17 protein-coding genes and 1 tRNA gene are annotated in these 13763 nt (G+C 65.6%); 9 read left to right on the forward strand and 9 right to left on the reverse strand.

The genetic code is table 11. The features are described from left to right. Positions 1 to 12: 12 nt before the first annotated feature. From ffh to ACFFF7_RS01090, 3 genes are all read right to left on the reverse strand, one after another. Positions 13 to 1458 carry a signal recognition particle protein gene (ffh, locus tag ACFFF7_RS01080; RefSeq protein ID WP_379479515.1) on the reverse strand — a complete coding sequence of 482 codons (1446 nt, stop codon included), beginning with the start codon at positions 1456 to 1458 and terminating at the stop codon, positions 13 to 15. An 88-nt stretch (positions 1459 to 1546) separates the two neighbouring features. Next, positions 1547 to 1622 (reverse strand) — tRNA-Ala (locus tag ACFFF7_RS01085). Between the two features lie 107 nt (positions 1623 to 1729). Beyond that, positions 1730 to 2050: a TIGR02300 family protein gene (locus tag ACFFF7_RS01090; RefSeq protein ID WP_379479516.1), complete on the reverse strand. Its 321-nt coding sequence runs from the start codon at positions 2048 to 2050 to the stop codon at positions 1730 to 1732. 192 nt (positions 2051 to 2242) lie between these two features. Between ACFFF7_RS01090 and aroA the strand changes: the two genes are divergently transcribed. The 9 genes from aroA to ACFFF7_RS01135 all read left to right on the forward strand — a co-directional run bounded on the left by aroA (position 2243) and on the right by ACFFF7_RS01135 (position 10576). Beyond that, positions 2243 to 3553, forward strand: coding sequence for a 3-phosphoshikimate 1-carboxyvinyltransferase (gene aroA, locus ACFFF7_RS01095; RefSeq protein ID WP_379480444.1), 1311 nt, complete (start codon positions 2243 to 2245; stop codon positions 3551 to 3553). Continuing rightward, positions 3550 to 3810 (forward strand): CBU_0592 family membrane protein, encoded by a 261-nt coding sequence (locus tag ACFFF7_RS01100; protein ID WP_379479517.1) that lies wholly within the window; start codon positions 3550 to 3552, stop codon positions 3808 to 3810. The genes aroA and ACFFF7_RS01100 overlap by 4 nt, the downstream gene beginning before the upstream one ends. Further along, a complete protein-coding gene (locus ACFFF7_RS01105; protein WP_379479518.1) occupies positions 3807 to 4430 on the forward strand; it encodes a (d)CMP kinase in 624 nt (207 codons plus the stop codon). The genes ACFFF7_RS01100 and ACFFF7_RS01105 overlap by 4 nt, the downstream gene beginning before the upstream one ends. A gap of 9 nt (positions 4431 to 4439) precedes the next feature. Next, positions 4440 to 4928, forward strand: coding sequence for a GNAT family N-acetyltransferase (locus ACFFF7_RS01110; protein WP_379479519.1), 489 nt, complete (start codon positions 4440 to 4442; stop codon positions 4926 to 4928). A gap of 108 nt (positions 4929 to 5036) precedes the next feature. Beyond that, the gene (locus ACFFF7_RS01115) at positions 5037 to 5690 is read left to right on the forward strand and encodes a helix-turn-helix domain-containing protein (RefSeq protein WP_379479520.1); all 654 of its coding nucleotides are present in this window, start codon (positions 5037 to 5039) and stop codon (positions 5688 to 5690) included. Positions 5691 to 5908: 218 nt separating this feature from the next. Further along, positions 5909 to 6847 (forward strand): GGDEF domain-containing protein, encoded by a 939-nt coding sequence (locus ACFFF7_RS01120; RefSeq protein ID WP_379479521.1) that lies wholly within the window; start codon positions 5909 to 5911, stop codon positions 6845 to 6847. A gap of 158 nt (positions 6848 to 7005) precedes the next feature. Continuing rightward, positions 7006 to 8715, forward strand: a complete 1710-nt coding sequence (gene rpsA, locus ACFFF7_RS01125; RefSeq protein ID WP_379479522.1) for a 30S ribosomal protein S1 — start codon at positions 7006 to 7008, stop codon at positions 8713 to 8715. Positions 8716 to 8831: 116 nt separating this feature from the next. Next, a complete protein-coding gene (gloB, locus tag ACFFF7_RS01130; protein ID WP_379479523.1) occupies positions 8832 to 9590 on the forward strand; it encodes a hydroxyacylglutathione hydrolase in 759 nt (252 codons plus the stop codon). A gap of 5 nt (positions 9591 to 9595) precedes the next feature. After that, positions 9596 to 10576 carry an NADPH:quinone oxidoreductase family protein gene (locus ACFFF7_RS01135; RefSeq protein WP_379479524.1) on the forward strand — a complete coding sequence of 327 codons (981 nt, stop codon included), beginning with the start codon at positions 9596 to 9598 and terminating at the stop codon, positions 10574 to 10576. Between the two features lie 59 nt (positions 10577 to 10635). On the opposite strand, the gene ACFFF7_RS01140 is transcribed toward ACFFF7_RS01135, so the two are convergent. The 6 genes from ACFFF7_RS01140 to ACFFF7_RS01165 form a co-directional block, all read right to left on the reverse strand. Further along, positions 10636 to 11169 (reverse strand): F0F1 ATP synthase subunit B family protein, encoded by a 534-nt coding sequence (locus tag ACFFF7_RS01140; RefSeq protein WP_379479525.1) that lies wholly within the window; start codon positions 11167 to 11169, stop codon positions 10636 to 10638. Further along, positions 11162 to 11653 (reverse strand): F0F1 ATP synthase subunit B family protein, encoded by a 492-nt coding sequence (locus ACFFF7_RS01145; RefSeq protein WP_379479526.1) that lies wholly within the window; start codon positions 11651 to 11653, stop codon positions 11162 to 11164. The genes ACFFF7_RS01140 and ACFFF7_RS01145 overlap by 8 nt, the downstream gene beginning before the upstream one ends. An 86-nt stretch (positions 11654 to 11739) precedes the next feature. Further along, positions 11740 to 11967, reverse strand: coding sequence for a F0F1 ATP synthase subunit C (locus ACFFF7_RS01150; RefSeq protein WP_379479527.1), 228 nt, complete (start codon positions 11965 to 11967; stop codon positions 11740 to 11742). A 48-nt stretch (positions 11968 to 12015) separates the two neighbouring features. Then, positions 12016 to 12804 carry a F0F1 ATP synthase subunit A gene (locus ACFFF7_RS01155; RefSeq protein WP_379479528.1) on the reverse strand — a complete coding sequence of 263 codons (789 nt, stop codon included), beginning with the start codon at positions 12802 to 12804 and terminating at the stop codon, positions 12016 to 12018. 40 nt (positions 12805 to 12844) lie between these two features. Next, entirely contained in the window at positions 12845 to 13162 is a 318-nt protein-coding gene (locus tag ACFFF7_RS01160) for an AtpZ/AtpI family protein (RefSeq protein WP_379479529.1), read from the reverse strand. 187 nt (positions 13163 to 13349) lie between these two features. Further along, positions 13350 to 13760 (reverse strand): YdbL family probable chaperone protein, encoded by a 411-nt coding sequence (locus tag ACFFF7_RS01165; protein WP_379479530.1) that lies wholly within the window; start codon positions 13758 to 13760, stop codon positions 13350 to 13352. Positions 13761 to 13763: the final 3 nt, after the last annotated feature.

The raw sequence follows: 13763 nt of genomic DNA on the forward strand, positions 1-13763 counted from the left end.
CTGGATTAATTGCTATTTCTTGAGAATATCGTTGAGATTGGACGGCATTCCGCCGCCCAGGCCAGGCAAGCCGCCGCCGGGCCCCTGCGGCAACCCCGGCATGGCGGCGCCAAGGCCGCCCTTGCCGAACAGCGCGCCCAGCCCCTTGAGCCCGCCCATCTTCTTGATCTGCTTCATCGCGCGCTCCATTTCCTGGTGCATCTTGAGCAGCTTGTTGACGTCCTGGACCTGGACGCCAGAACCGTTGGCGATGCGGATCTTGCGCTTGGCGTTGAGCAGGTCGGGCTTGGTCCGTTCCTTGGGGGTCATCGATCCGATGATCGCGTCCATGCGCAGCAGCACCCGGTCGTCCATGCCCGACTGCTGCATCGCCGCCTTGGCCTTCTTCATGCCCGGCATCATTCCGGCCAGCGCGCCAAGGCCGCCCATCTTCTGCATCTGGCGCAGCTGCTGGCGCAGGTCGTTCATGTCGAACTGACCTTTCGCCATGCGCTCGGCCATGCGCTCGGCATCTTCCTGCTCGATCGCGGCGGCAGCCTTCTCGACGATCGAGACGACATCGCCCATGCCGAGGATCCGCCCGGCAACCCGGCTCGGCTGGAACGGCTCGATCGCGTCGAGCTTTTCGCCGGTCCCGGCAAACTTGATCGGCTTGCCGGTGACGTGACGCATCGACAGCGCCGCGCCGCCGCGGGCATCGCCGTCCATCCGGGTCAGGATCACGCCGGTCAGGTCGACCTGGCCGGCAAAGCTCTGCGCGACGTTGACCGCGTCCTGGCCAGTCAGCGAATCGACCACCAGCAGCGTTTCGCGCGGAGTGGCGATCGCGGCGACCGCCTTCATCTCGTCCATCAGCGCCTGGTCGACGTGGAGCCGGCCGGCGGTATCGAGCAGCAGCACGTCGATTGCCTGGAGCCTGGCCGACTGCAGCGCACGGGTAGCGATCTCGGTCGGCTGCTGGCCCTCGATGATCGGCAGGGTGGCGACGCTGACCTGTTCGCCCAGCACCCGCAGCTGTTCCTGCGCCGCGGGGCGATTGACGTCGAGCGACGCCATCAGCACCTTCTTGCCCTGCTTTTCCTTGAGCAGCTTGGCCAGCTTGGCCGTGCTGGTGGTCTTGCCCGAACCCTGCAGGCCGACCATCAGGATCACCACCGGCGGCGCGGCGTTTAGGTCGAGCCCGGGGACGTCCTCGCCGCCGAGCATATCCACCAGCGCGTCGTTGACGATCTTGACGACCTGCTGGCCCGGGGTGACCGAACGCAGCACCGACTGGCCGACCGCCTGTTCGGTGACGCTATCGATGAAGCGGCGGACCACCGGCAGCGCGACATCGGCCTCGAGCAGCGCAATGCGCACCTCGCGCATGGCGTCGCGCACGTCCTGTTCGTTCAGCGCACCGCGACCGCGCAGCTTGTCGAAGACGCTGCCGAGCCGGTCTGAAAGTGTGTCGAACATGGGCCCGTAAACTCCGAAACGCGAAAAAAGCCGGTGGGCGAAACCTCGCCGACCAGCTTGCCGCTCAAGTACTCAATTCACGAACGAATGGTGGAGCCTAGCGGGATCGAACCGCTGACCTCCTGCATGCCATGCAGGCGCTCTCCCAGCTGAGCTAAGGCCCCGTACCATTCATCCGGCAAGCCCTGGGAGGCCCGCCAAATCCGACCTTGCGGCCGGGAAGGCCGCCCCTCTAGTGGCGGCCTACCGGCTTGGCAAGGGTATTTTTGCCTCAGACGTCGTCGTTGCTATCGTCGCCGTCGAGCCCGACGCCAAGGTCGTCATCGCCGCCCAGATCGACGTCGTTGTCAGGCGAATCGCCGTCCTCGTCGATGTCCAGATCGGCTTCGGCCAGATCGACATCCTCGACCACTTCGACCTTCTCCTTCTGGATTTCCTCATAGGGAATCGGCTGCTTCGACTTGAGCACCGGTTCCGGATGCCAGGCATAGCCGCATTCGATGCAAGTGACCGGATCGTCCTTGCCCAGATCGTAAAAACGGGTGCCGCACTTCGGGCAGCCATGCTTGGCGCCCCATTCAGCCTTGACCATAGAAATCCTCACATGCGTCGCCGCGGAAACGGGCAACGGAAAACTGCTAAATACGTATTGGGAGGCCAGAGTGCCAGTCCCGGCGCGGGCGCGCCTTGCCATAGTGTCTGCCCGCTGTCAAAAGCCGCGCGCATTTCTTGCCCCCTTGCAGCGAAAGCCCGCCCCACAGTGTCCAGCGCCGATCCCACCGCCATGCGCCCGCGCCGCTTCCTTCCTGCGGGGCCGCTGAAAGGCACGATCCGCGTGCCGGGCGACAAGTCGATCAGCCACCGCTCGATCATGCTGGGCGCGCTGGCCGTGGGCGAGACGCGGGTGACCGGCCTGCTCGAAGGCGAAGACGTGCTGGCCACAGCCGCCGCGATGCGGGCGATGGGCGCTTCGGTCGAGCGGATTGGCGAAGGCGAATGGTCGGTCCACGGCGTGGGCGTCGGAGCGCTGCTGCAGCCGCAAGCGCCGCTCGACATGGGCAATTCGGGCACGTCGACCCGGTTGCTGATGGGACTGGTTGCCAGCCATCCGATTTCCGCGACCTTCGTCGGCGATGCCAGCCTGTCGAAGCGTCCGATGGGCCGGGTGATCGACCCGCTGAGCCAGATGGGCGCGGCGTTCGAGGCGAGCGACGGGGGCCGCCTGCCCCTGACCGTGCGCGGCGCCCTGCCCGGCGTGCCGATTGAATACCGTCTGCCGGTGGCCAGCGCCCAGGTCAAAAGCGCGATCCTGCTGGCGGGCCTCAATACCCCGGGGATCACCACGGTGATCGAACCCGTGCCGACACGCGACCACAGCGAGCGGATGCTGCGCGGCTTCGGTGCCGAGCTGACCGTCGAGGCGGTGAACGGCGAACGCGTGATCCGCATCCGCGGCGAGGCCGAGCTCAAGCCGCAAGTGATCGAGGTTCCGGGCGATCCCTCCTCCGCCGCGTTCTTTATCGTTGCCGCGCTGATCGTACCGGGCAGCGAGGTGCTGATCGAAAACGTCGGCCTCAACCCGACCCGCGCCGGAATCGTCGAAGTGCTGCGCCTGATGGGCGGAAGTATCGAAGAGGTGAACCGCCGCGAGGTTGGCGGCGAGCCGGTCGCCGACCTGCTTGTCAAACACTCGCCGCTCAAAGGCATCGAAGTCGATCCGGCCGTCGCACCGAGCATGATCGACGAATTTCCCGTGCTGTTCGTTGCCGCCGCGCTGGCCGAGGGGACAACGGTCACCAGTGGCCTCGACGAATTGCGAGTCAAGGAAAGTGATCGACTCTCCGCCATGGCAGCAGCGCTGACGGCTGCGGGTGCACAGGTGACCGAGACCGCTGACGGCTTGACCGTTGTCGGCACCGCCGGCGACCCGCTCCCGGGCGGCGGCCCTGTCACTACCCACCTCGATCACCGCATCGCGATGGCCATGGCGATTGCCGGGATCGCCAGCCGCGACGGCGTGGACGTCGACGATACCCGCCCGATCGCCACCAGCTTCCCGGTGTTCGAAGCATTGCTCGAAAGCCTGGCGGGATGACCTTCGACTGGCCCACCCTTGTCGGCCTGTTCGGCAGCGCCCTGTTTATCGGCGCCTTCGCCTATGCCAACGTCTCGGCACGGTTCGACAAGCTGTGGTTCAATCTGGTCAACCTGATCGGCGCGGTGTTGCTGCTTATTTCGCTGTCGGTGCATTTCAATCTTGCTGCGTTCGTCCTGGAAGCAGCCTGGGCGCTGATCGCGCTGGCCGGTCTGATCGCCGCGCTGCGTGCACGGCTGCGCAGGCCCGCGCCATGATCATCGCCGTTGATGGACCGACCGCCTCGGGCAAGGGCACCATCGCCAAGGCGCTCGCTGCGCATTTCGGCCTGCCGCACCTTGATACCGGGCTGCTGTATCGCGCGGTCGGGCGACAGTGCGCGCTGAGCGGCGGCAATGCCGACGATCCGAGCGACGCGCTGGCTGCCTGCAGCTTCCCTGACAGCCTGCTTGCCGATCCGGAGCTGCGCAGCGAAGTCAGCGGCGGCTTCGCCAGCCAGGTTTCGATCCATCCCGGCGTGCGCAAGGCGCTGTTCGAACGCCAGCGCGCCTTTGCCCTGCAGCCCGGCGGCGCGGTGCTCGACGGGCGCGACATCGGCACGGTGATCGCGCCCGAGGCCGAGGTGAAGCTGTTCGTGGTCGCCTCGGTCCCGGCCCGCGCCGAGCGGCGTTTTGCCGAAATGCAGCAGCAAGGCCGCAGCGTTTCCCTGGCCGAGGTATCGGCCGACCTCGAACGCCGCGACGCGCGCGACCGCTCGCGCGCCCAGGCCCCGCTGGTCGCCGCGCCGGACGCGATCTTGCTCGACACCTCGGACCTTGGCCGCGAAGCCGCAATTGCCCGTGCAATTGCACTGGCCGAAGCGCGCCTGGCGCAATAGGCTGCCAAAATGACCGAGCCGATGCCCACCTTGTCCATCGTCGAATTCGACGACAGCCTTGCCCAGCATTTTCATGACATCAATGCCGAGTGGATCGAGGCGATGTTCCAGCTCGAACAGACTGACCGCGAGGTATTGCAGAACCCACGTGCGAAGATCATCGAACCGGGCGGCGCGATCCTGTTTGTCGAAGCCGAAGGTATGGGCGTGGTCGGCGCCTGCGCCTTGCAGAAAACCGGCGCGACCAGTGTCGAACTGACCAAGATGGGTGTGCGCGAAACTGCTCGCGGGCTGAAGGCCGGGGAATTCCTGCTGGCTGCAGTGATCGAGCGGGCCGAGGCCATGGGTGCAGATCCGCTCTATCTGCTGACCAATCGCAAATGTGCCGCCGCGATTCATCTCTACGAAAAACTTGGCTTCCATCACGACGCCGGGATCATGGCGGACTATGGCGCGCGTTATGAGCGGTGCGACGTGGCCATGCGGTATCGCGGTTAGCAGCCCGCCACACGGACAGTGCCGCTCGTCGCAAGCAGCCCGCGCTCTCAACCAAACCTTAACTACGCCGCCCTGACCACGCGGGGGTTTCCAAGGAGCCCCCCGCCAATGGCCGTTGCCGCCCATTTCGAACCGACCAAGTCTGAATCCGCAAAGAACCGCGCCCAGCGCCGCCGCCTGCTGCTGGAAACCGCCGGCGAAAGCGCTGCGGGCGAATTCGGCGAGGTCACCCTGCACAACGTCTCTGCGTCCGGCCTGCTGCTCGAAACCGCCGTTGCCCTTGCTCCCGACGAAATGATCGAGGTCGACTTGCCAGAGGCCGGCGTCCAGGCCGCGCGCGTGGTGTGGAGCGACGGCGCGTTTCACGGGTGCCGGTTCGACAATCCGATCTCTGCCGCAGCGCTGAGTGCGATCGAACTGCGCGCCATGCCGCCGGGCCCGGCGGCGCTGGCCGGGGACGAAAGCGAAACCTTTGCCGCGCGGCTGCACCGGCTGCGCAAGGAGCGCAGGCTGACCCTGGCCGCGATCGCAGACCAGCTGGGCGTCAGCAAGCCGACGGTCTGGGCCTGGGAACAGGGCCGCGCCAAGCCGACCGCCGGGCACATGAGCGCGCTGGCCGGCATGTTCGCGCTCGATCAAGCCGAACTGGCCGGCAGCAGCGGGAGCGCCCAGCTGCGCGCGGTGATCGCCCAGGCCCGCCAGCAGATCGCCGATGTGATGCAAATCGACATCACCAAAGTGCGAATCATGCTCGAACTCTGAGCGTCGCCTCACCGCACGCAGAAACCGCTTTGCCGAATCAAGAATCATAGTTAACACATTGTTATTCCAGTGTTTATTTAGTCCAGTTAACTAATCTGACTAACACCGGAGCGAAGGCAAAAGGGACACGGCAAGGACGTGACTGCTGGATGCGTACGGGCCCCTGCACAGGGGTAAGGGCCCCTGCGTGAAGGCGGTTTCAGGGGGCGAAAACTGACATGCATGTGGATTTCACGTTGCTGGAGCGTTCGGCGCTCTACGGGCTGCTTGCGGACAATTCGGACGACATCATCTTTAAGTGCGATGCGCGCGGCTTCATCGTATCCGCAACCCCCGCGCTGGCCGGGCTCGGCGTAAACCTGCCCAGTCTGCTGTTCGGACCGCATCTGCGCGATCTGGTTGCAGGCGTCCACGCCGATGCCATCATGGTGGAACACTGCGCCGCGCTGAACGGCCGCGCGGCGGCGCTGTGGCTGGAATTTCCGGCCATGGCCGGGGGCTGGTTCCAGATCCGCATGGGGCAGCTCTGCGACCGTGCCGGCAATGCCTATGGCGTGCTTTGCGTTATGCGCAGCGTGACCGAGCGCAAGACGCTGGAGGACCGGCTGTTCACCGCCGAATTGACCGATCCGCTGACCCGGCTGACCAACCGCGTCGCCTTTACCGCCATGCTCGATCACCTGATCGCCAACGGCGCCGAGGGGTGCCTGGCTTTGTTCGATCTCGATCACTTCATGACGCTCAACATGCATTACGGCCACAGCGCCGGGGACGCCTTGCTGCGCGGATTTGCCGATCTGCTGGGCAATATGACGCGGACGGACGACATCCTTTCGCGGCTTGGCGGTGAACGCTTTGCCGTGCTGATGCCGCAGATCGATCCGCTCAGCGCGCGCGAAGTGTGCGAGCCGGTGATCGAGACCATCGCGGCATTGGGACACGGCTCGCTCGATTGCGCACTGACGGCCAGCTGCGGCGTGACGGAGATCGGGCGATCGACCGACAACACCGTCAGGCGGGCTGAACTGGCCCTGTTCCTGGCCAAGGCCAAGGGCCGGTCGCGGGTCGAGATCGGCGCGAGCGAAGGCGCGGCACGCCCTATTACCCGGCCCGCGCGCAGCGCCAATTTCCTTGCATTTGAACGGGCCTTCGCCTAGGGGCCGCCGGTCCCGTTCGCGGGGCGCTGCGCGCGGCATCCGGCCGGCGTGGCAGATCGGCCCTTTTGGCCCGCACCCGGGATGGTCCCGGCGCGGAGGAAAGACCGGCGGAAACAACCGCCTGGCCGGAAACATCGATACTGAGGAAACTCAACCCTATGGCATCTACTGCCAACCCCACCCGCGATGATTTCGCGGCTCTCCTCGACGAATCGCTCGGCGGCGCCGCCGACGGCGGCTTTGAAGGCCGCGTCGTCAAGGGCACCATCACCGCCATCGAAAACGACAAGGCCGTCATCGACGTTGGCCTGAAGAGCGAAGGGCGCGTCGCGCTCAAGGAATTCGCCATGCCCGGCCAGCCCCACGGGCTTTCGGTCGGTGACGAAGTCGAAGTCTTCGTCGACCGCGTCGAAAACGCCGATGGCGAAGCCATGCTCAGCCGTGACCGCGCCCGCCGCGAAGCCGCCTGGGACAAGCTCGAAAGCGAATTCGGCGAAGGCAAGCGCGTCGATGGCGTGATCTTTGGCCGCGTCAAGGGCGGCTTCACCGTCGACCTTGACGGTGCTGTGGCCTTCCTGCCCGGCTCGCAGGTCGATATCCGCCCGGTCCGCGACGTGCAGCCGCTGATGGATATTCCGCAGCCGTTCCAGATCCTCAAGATGGATCGCCGCCGCGGTAACATCGTGGTCTCGCGCCGCGCCGTGCTCGAAGAAACCCGCGCCGAACAGCGTTCGGGCCTGATCTCGGGCCTGGCCGAAGGCCAGATCATCGACGGCGTCGTCAAGAACATCACCGACTACGGCGCCTTCGTCGACCTCGGCGGGATCGACGGCCTGCTCCACGTCACCGACATGAGCTACAAGCGGGTCAACCACCCGAACGAGGTCATCAACATCGGTGACACCGTCAAGGTCCAGATCATCCGCATCAACCAGGATACCCAGCGCATCAGCCTGGGCATGAAGCAGCTGGAATCGGATCCGTGGGAAGGCGTTGCCGCCAAGTACCCGGTCGGCGCCAAGCTGCGCGGCGTGGTCACCAACATCACCGAATACGGCGCTTTCGTCGAACTGGAAGCGGGCATCGAAGGCCTGGTCCACGTGTCGGAAATGTCGTGGACCAAGAAGAACGTCCACCCCGGCAAGATCGTTTCGACCAGCCAGGAAGTCGACGTGCTGGTGCTCGAGGTCGACAGCGACAAGCGCCGCATTTCGCTTGGCCTCAAGCAGGCCCAGCAGAACCCGTGGGAAGCCTTCGCCGAGAAGCACCCGGTCGGTTCGAACGTCGAGGGCGAAGTCAAGAACGCCACCGAGTTCGGCCTGTTCATCGGGCTGGATGGCGACGTCGACGGCATGGTTCACATGTCGGACATCGCCTGGGGCATCTCGGGCGAGGACGCTCTGGCGCTGCACCGCAAGGGCGAGCAGGTTTCGGCCATCGTTCTCGACGTCGATGTCGAGAAGGAGCGCATCAGCCTGGGCATGAAGCAGCTTGAAAAGGGCGCCCCGGCAGCCGGCGTTGCCGCTGCTTCGAGCGGCCTGAAGAAGAACGACGTTGTCACCGTCACCGTACTCGAAGTCCGCGATGGCGGCCTGGAAGTGCAGGCCGGCGACGATGGCGCCACCGGCTTCATCAAGCGCACCGACCTTGGCCGCGACCGCGACGAACAGCGCCCCGACCGCTTCCAGGTCGGGCAGAAGCTGGACGCCATGGTCATCGGCTTCGATCGTTCGAAGAAGCCGAACTTCTCGGTCAAGGCCCGCCAGATGCACGAAGAGAAGGAAGCGGTCGAACAGTACGGTTCGTCCGATGCCGGCGCTTCGCTGGGCGACATCCTGGGTGCCGCGCTGAAGGCAAAGAAGGACTGATCCTTCCACGCTGCCGCAAGGCTAGCTTATCAAAAGGCCCGTCCGGAGCGATCCGGGCGGGCTTTTGCTTTGCACTGCGGGGACAATCTGGTGTCTAATGCCGGCAGGAGACTTCCATGCTTGAAATCCACCAGTTCCCCTGCCTGTCGGATAACTATGGCTACCTGGTCCACGACCCGGCCAGCGGCGAGACGACCTGCATCGATACCCCCGACGGCGAGGAGTACCTGCGCCAGGCGGCCGCCAAAGGGTGGCAGATCACCCAGATCTGGAACACTCACTGGCACCCCGATCACGCTGGCGGGAATGCCGCGATCAAGGCCGCCACCGGCTGCCTGGTGGTCGGTCCGGCCGAGGTCGAGAAGCTGGGCACCGCGCCCGACCGGGTGGTCAGCCACGGCGATGCCGTGATGCTGGGCGAATGGGATGCAGCGGTGATCGATGTCGGCGGGCACACCCTGGGCCACATTGCCTATCACCTGCCCGATGCCGAACTGGCCTTCGTCGGCGATTCTGTATTCGCGCTGGGCTGTGGGCGAATGTTCGAAGGCACGCCAAGCCAGTTCTGGGCCAGCCTTAGCCGGATCAAGGCCCTGCCCGCCGCTACGCTGCTGTACTGCGCGCATGAATATACCGCGTCGAACGCCCGCTTCGCGCTCCATGCCGATCCCGACAATGCCGAACTGGCGGCCTATGCCGCGCAGATCGTCGCTGCCCGCGCTGACGGCCGCCCGACCGTGCCGACATCGCTGGCGCGCGAGCTGGCGACCAATCCGTTCCTGCGCGCCGATGATTCCGCGTTGCAGGCGCGCTGGGGCGGCGGCGATGCCGAAGCGACCTTCGCGGCGCTGCGTGCGGCAAAGGACACGTTTTGACCGCCATGAAAGCCCTTGTCGTTGCTTCGCTGAGCCCCGACCTTTCGGGCATGGCCCTGGCGGATCTGCCGATGCCGCAGCGCGCGGCCGGCGAGGTGCTGGTCAAGGTCCGTGCCGCTTCGCTCAACTTCCCCGACCTGCTGATGACCCGCGGTGAATACCAGTTCAAACCCGAGCCGCCGTTCGTGTCCGGGCTCGAATTTGCCGGAGAAGTGGTCGCAGCCGATCCCGACAGCGGCTTCACCCCCGGCGACCAGGTCTATGGCGGCAACAAGACCGGCGCCTTTGCCGAATACGCCGTGGTCCCGGCCCGCGCACTGACGCGGATGCCGCACGGGATCGGCTTCCCGGCCGCGGCGGCACTCGGCGCGGCCTATGGCACGGCATATACCGGCCTGGTCGAGATCGGCGGTCTTCAGGCCGGGCAATGGGTGCTGATTCACGGCGCCAGCGGCGGGGTTGGACTGGCCGCGGTCGAACTGGCCAAGCGGCTGGGCGCCCATGTCATCGCCACGACCGGTTCGCCGTCCAAGGTCGAGGCGCTGCGCCGGGTCAGCGATGCCGACGCGGTGATCCTGGCCCAGGGCCGGTTTCGCGATGCGGTCGCTGACCTGACCGGGGGTGCGCTGTGCGACCTGGTCTACGATCCGGTCGGCGGCGACGTCTTCGACGAGAGCACCCGCTGCGTCGCCTTTGGCGGCAAGCTGCTGGTGATCGGCTTTGCCGGCGGGCGGATTGCCGAGATTTCGACCAACATCCCGCTGATCAAGGGCTTTTCGGTAGTCGGGGTGCGCGCCGGGGAATATGCCCGCCGCTTTCCCGAACGCGGCAAGGCGATCCGCGAGGCGGTGCTGACCCTTGCCGCCGATGGCCGCCTCAATCCCCACATCGACCGCGTCCTGCCGCTCAGCCGCTGGCGCGAGGCCTTCGAAGCGATGGACCGGCGCGAGATCGTCGGCAAGGTGGTTCTGGAACCGGGCACCTGAACGAAGAAGGGCGGCCCTTTGGACCGCCCCTTCCCCCTCTCCAAGCTCGCTAAATCTGCTCAGATGCCGGCGATGGCCTGATCGACCAGCGCCTTGTCGGCATCGGCGCCGTGATTTTCGGCAATCAGTTTGTGCGCGGCGGCCGCTGCAGCCTGCGCTGCCCGGGCACGCAATTCGTCGACTGCGCCGCGTTCGGCGGCGGCGATCTTGTCTTCGGCCATCTTTTCGCGGCGGGCGATCAGCGCGGTCGTATCGGCTTCGGCCTTGGCGACAATCGCCTCGGCCTCGTGCCGGGCGTGCTCGATCATGCCCGCGGCGTCCTTTTCGGCACCGGCGATCTTGTCGGCATATTCCTTGCGCAGCGCCTCAGCCTCGGCGCGCAGCGCCTTGGCCTCGTCAAGCTGCTTGCGGATTTCGGCAATCGAGTTGTCGAGGCCCGAGGTAACCAGTGAGGGCACCCGCTTCCACACCATGATGCCGATCAGCACCGCCATCGACAGTGCGACCCACATGCCGGGGGTCAGGCCCAGCGCCGAAAGCTCATGCTCGCCGCCATGCTCGGCAGCGGCGGCGAGGAGGTTCAGATCAACCATGAAGCGCCTCCTTGACCGCGGCACTGGCCGCCTTGGCATCGACCGTCAGGCCGGCAACGCGCGAAACGATCGCGCCGGCGGCTTCGGACGCAACCTTTTCCAGTTCGCCCAAGGCGTTCTGGCGAGCGGCGGAAATCCGTGCGTCAGCTTCGGCCAGGCGGGCGTCGACCTTGGCTCCGGCCTTGGCCAGCCGCTTTTCCCCGGCGGCGGCGGCGTCGGCCTTGGCCTTGGCGATAACCGCCTGGGCTTCGGCGCGGCGCGCGTTTTCCTGGGTCCGCCAGGCAGCCTCTTCGGCATCGGCGGCGGTCCGGGCGGCATCGGCCGCGGCCAGATCGTCGGCGATCTGCTTGTCGCGTGCTTCAACCGTCGCCATCACCTTGGGGACCATGCCCCGGCCGATGACGAAGAAGATGAAGCCGAAGAAGATCAGCAACCAGAAGACTTGGCTGCTGTAAGTCGCGGCAAGCTGCGAAATTTGAGGCATCGGACGTCCGGTTCTGTGTCGGGCGAGCCCCCGCCGCGATGGGCGGGGACAAGCCAGTCAATCGATCGCTTGGGCTTCGCTCGCGCTCAGGCGACGAAGATCAGGATCATCGCGACGACGAACGCGAGCAGGCCGAGAAGTTCCGCGGCGGCGAAGCCGATGAACAGGCGGCCCTGCTGGCCGTCGGCAGCACCCGGGTTGCGCAGCGCGCTTTCCAGAAACGAACCGAAGACGTTACCCACGCCGATGGCGGCCATGCCGGCGCCGATGGCAGCGAGACCAGCACCGATCAGCTTGGCGCTTGCAGGTTCCATGTCAAAAACTCCTCTTTCTCGTAAAATTCGGGTGGTTGGATAGAAAACTTAGTGAAGGTTCTCGGCGTCGTTCAGGTACAGCGACGTGAGCAGCGCGAAGACGTAGGCCTGGATCCCGGCGACCAGCAGCTCAAGCGCGCAGATCGCGACCATCAACAGGAAGCTGGGCACACCGACGATGCTGCCCCACAGCGGCCCGGAATTGGCGCTGCCGATAACGAAGCTGGACAGCACCTCAAGCAGGACGTGGCCGGCCATCATCGCAACGAACAGTCGCAGCGCCAGGCTGAAGGGACGCACCAGGAACGAAATCAGTTCGATCACAGGGATCAACCACATCAGCCAGATCGGCGTGCCGTGGGGCACGAACAGGCTGAAGAAGTGCAAGCCGTGCCGCCAGAAACCGACGATCAGGACGATCGCGAACGACATGACGGCAAGGACACCGGTCACAGTGAAGTGGCTGGTCGGGGTGAAAGGGTGAACGCCAACGAGCATCAAGGGCAGCAGCCCGAGCAGGTTGGCAAACAGGATGAACATGAACAGCGAGAAGATGTAGGGCACATACTTCTTGCCGGCCGGGCCGATATTGGCGGCAAGCAGGTTGTCGATGAAGCCGGTAAAGCCTTCGACCGCCATCTGCCAGCGGCCCGGGACCAGCTCGCGCTTCATTCCGCCGGCGACGAACAGCAGCAATACGCCCGCCGTCAGCGCCATCCACAGCGCGGAATTGGTGAAAGCGATGTTGTAGCCCGCGATTTCCCAGTGACCGGTGCCGAACATCGGCTCGATCGTGAACTGGTGCATCGGATCGACTTTTGCGCCTTCGGCTGCCACGCGACGTGCCTCTTCACTCGGTTTCGATGCCGCTTCGCCCCTACTTTGGCGTTTGCGACATCCGGATGATGCTTCTGAAGGCAACGATGATCCCAAGGGCCATCACCACCAGCAGACCCCAGGGCGACGTTCCGGCAAATCGGTCGATGACCCAGCCGATGAACGCTCCGCCGCCGATACCCCCCAGCAGTTCCGCCAGAACCTTGTTTCCGGCGCTGTAATTGGCGTCGGATTCCACGGTCCCGTGCGGCTTGTTGCGTTGCTCTTCCCGCTCGCGTGCGGCTTTTAACCGCGCTTCGAGCGCGTCGATTCGCGCGTCTTCGCCGATGGGGTCTCGGGCTGGCTGCTCGTCGCTCATGCCATGCTCCTAACGGGAACGCGAGGCACGGGCAACGGCTGCCCGCCTAAGGCGCCGCCCCCTTAGCAGTCCCGGCACCTGAGTCAACCGCTGTGAGGGTGACTTTGCTGCACTGCAACCAGCCAGCAAAAGGCCCCGCCGCACGGCGCGTGCGACGGGGCCCGAATGCTATCGGATCATCGGCGCCTTACGGACAGCGATTGTCGCGCAGCGGGGCGCCGGCACCGCGGGTCTGCCATGAACCGTCAGGGGCCTGATACTTCTCCCCCGGAACCGTGCGCGCAATCGCCAGGCAGCCCGCGGTAAAGGCATATTCCTCGACCGTGGCGTTGTTGGCCTGGGCCTTTTGCGCGTAGACCGCCTTGCGCTTGATATTGAGGTCTTCGGCCATGTGACGCACTTCGGCACTCGGCGCGGCGGGGAAGCCAAGGTAACCGTCGGTCTTCTCGCCTACCTGCCCCGATGCGCGTGCGGCGGCATAGGCCGGATCGCGCTGCTGCGCCGAAGCGGGAGCGGTGACCATCAGGAACGCAAGCGCGGCCCCGCCGGCGGCCAGCGCCAGCGGTCGGTGCGAAAAGCGGTTCAAACGGGCCTTCATGTT

Origin of the sequence: Novosphingobium aquiterrae (genome assembly GCF_042434435.1) — a bacterium.
GTDB lineage: Bacteria > Pseudomonadota > Alphaproteobacteria > Sphingomonadales > Sphingomonadaceae > Novosphingobium > Novosphingobium aquiterrae.

Excerpts from the sequence above, each read along its gene's own strand:
- ACFFF7_RS01135 (WP_379479524.1), top strand. The coding sequence starts at position 9,596 with ATGAAAGCCCTTGTCGTTGCTTCGCTGAGCCCCGACCTTTCGGGCATG.
- gloB (WP_379479523.1), top strand. The coding sequence starts at position 8,832 with ATGCTTGAAATCCACCAGTTCCCCTGCCTGTCGGATAACTATGGCTAC.
- rpsA (WP_379479522.1), top strand. The coding sequence starts at position 7,006 with ATGGCATCTACTGCCAACCCCACCCGCGATGATTTCGCGGCTCTCCTC.
- ACFFF7_RS01100 (WP_379479517.1), top strand. The coding sequence starts at position 3,550 with ATGACCTTCGACTGGCCCACCCTTGTCGGCCTGTTCGGCAGCGCCCTG.
- ACFFF7_RS01160 (WP_379479529.1), bottom strand. The coding sequence starts at position 13,162 with ATGAGCGACGAGCAGCCAGCCCGAGACCCCATCGGCGAAGACGCGCGA.
- ACFFF7_RS01140 (WP_379479525.1), bottom strand. The coding sequence starts at position 11,169 with ATGGTTGATCTGAACCTCCTCGCCGCCGCTGCCGAGCATGGCGGCGAG.
- ACFFF7_RS01145 (WP_379479526.1), bottom strand. The coding sequence starts at position 11,653 with ATGCCTCAAATTTCGCAGCTTGCCGCGACTTACAGCAGCCAAGTCTTC.
- ACFFF7_RS01150 (WP_379479527.1), bottom strand. The coding sequence starts at position 11,967 with ATGGAACCTGCAAGCGCCAAGCTGATCGGTGCTGGTCTCGCTGCCATC.
- aroA (WP_379480444.1), top strand. The coding sequence starts at position 2,243 with ATGCGCCCGCGCCGCTTCCTTCCTGCGGGGCCGCTGAAAGGCACGATC.
- ACFFF7_RS01090 (WP_379479516.1), bottom strand. The coding sequence starts at position 2,050 with ATGGTCAAGGCTGAATGGGGCGCCAAGCATGGCTGCCCGAAGTGCGGC.
- ACFFF7_RS01110 (WP_379479519.1), top strand. The coding sequence starts at position 4,440 with ATGACCGAGCCGATGCCCACCTTGTCCATCGTCGAATTCGACGACAGC.
- ffh (WP_379479515.1), bottom strand. The coding sequence starts at position 1,458 with ATGTTCGACACACTTTCAGACCGGCTCGGCAGCGTCTTCGACAAGCTG.
- ACFFF7_RS01105 (WP_379479518.1), top strand. The coding sequence starts at position 3,807 with ATGATCATCGCCGTTGATGGACCGACCGCCTCGGGCAAGGGCACCATC.
- ACFFF7_RS01165 (WP_379479530.1), bottom strand. The coding sequence starts at position 13,760 with ATGAAGGCCCGTTTGAACCGCTTTTCGCACCGACCGCTGGCGCTGGCC.
- ACFFF7_RS01120 (WP_379479521.1), top strand. The coding sequence starts at position 5,909 with ATGCATGTGGATTTCACGTTGCTGGAGCGTTCGGCGCTCTACGGGCTG.
- ACFFF7_RS01115 (WP_379479520.1), top strand. The coding sequence starts at position 5,037 with ATGGCCGTTGCCGCCCATTTCGAACCGACCAAGTCTGAATCCGCAAAG.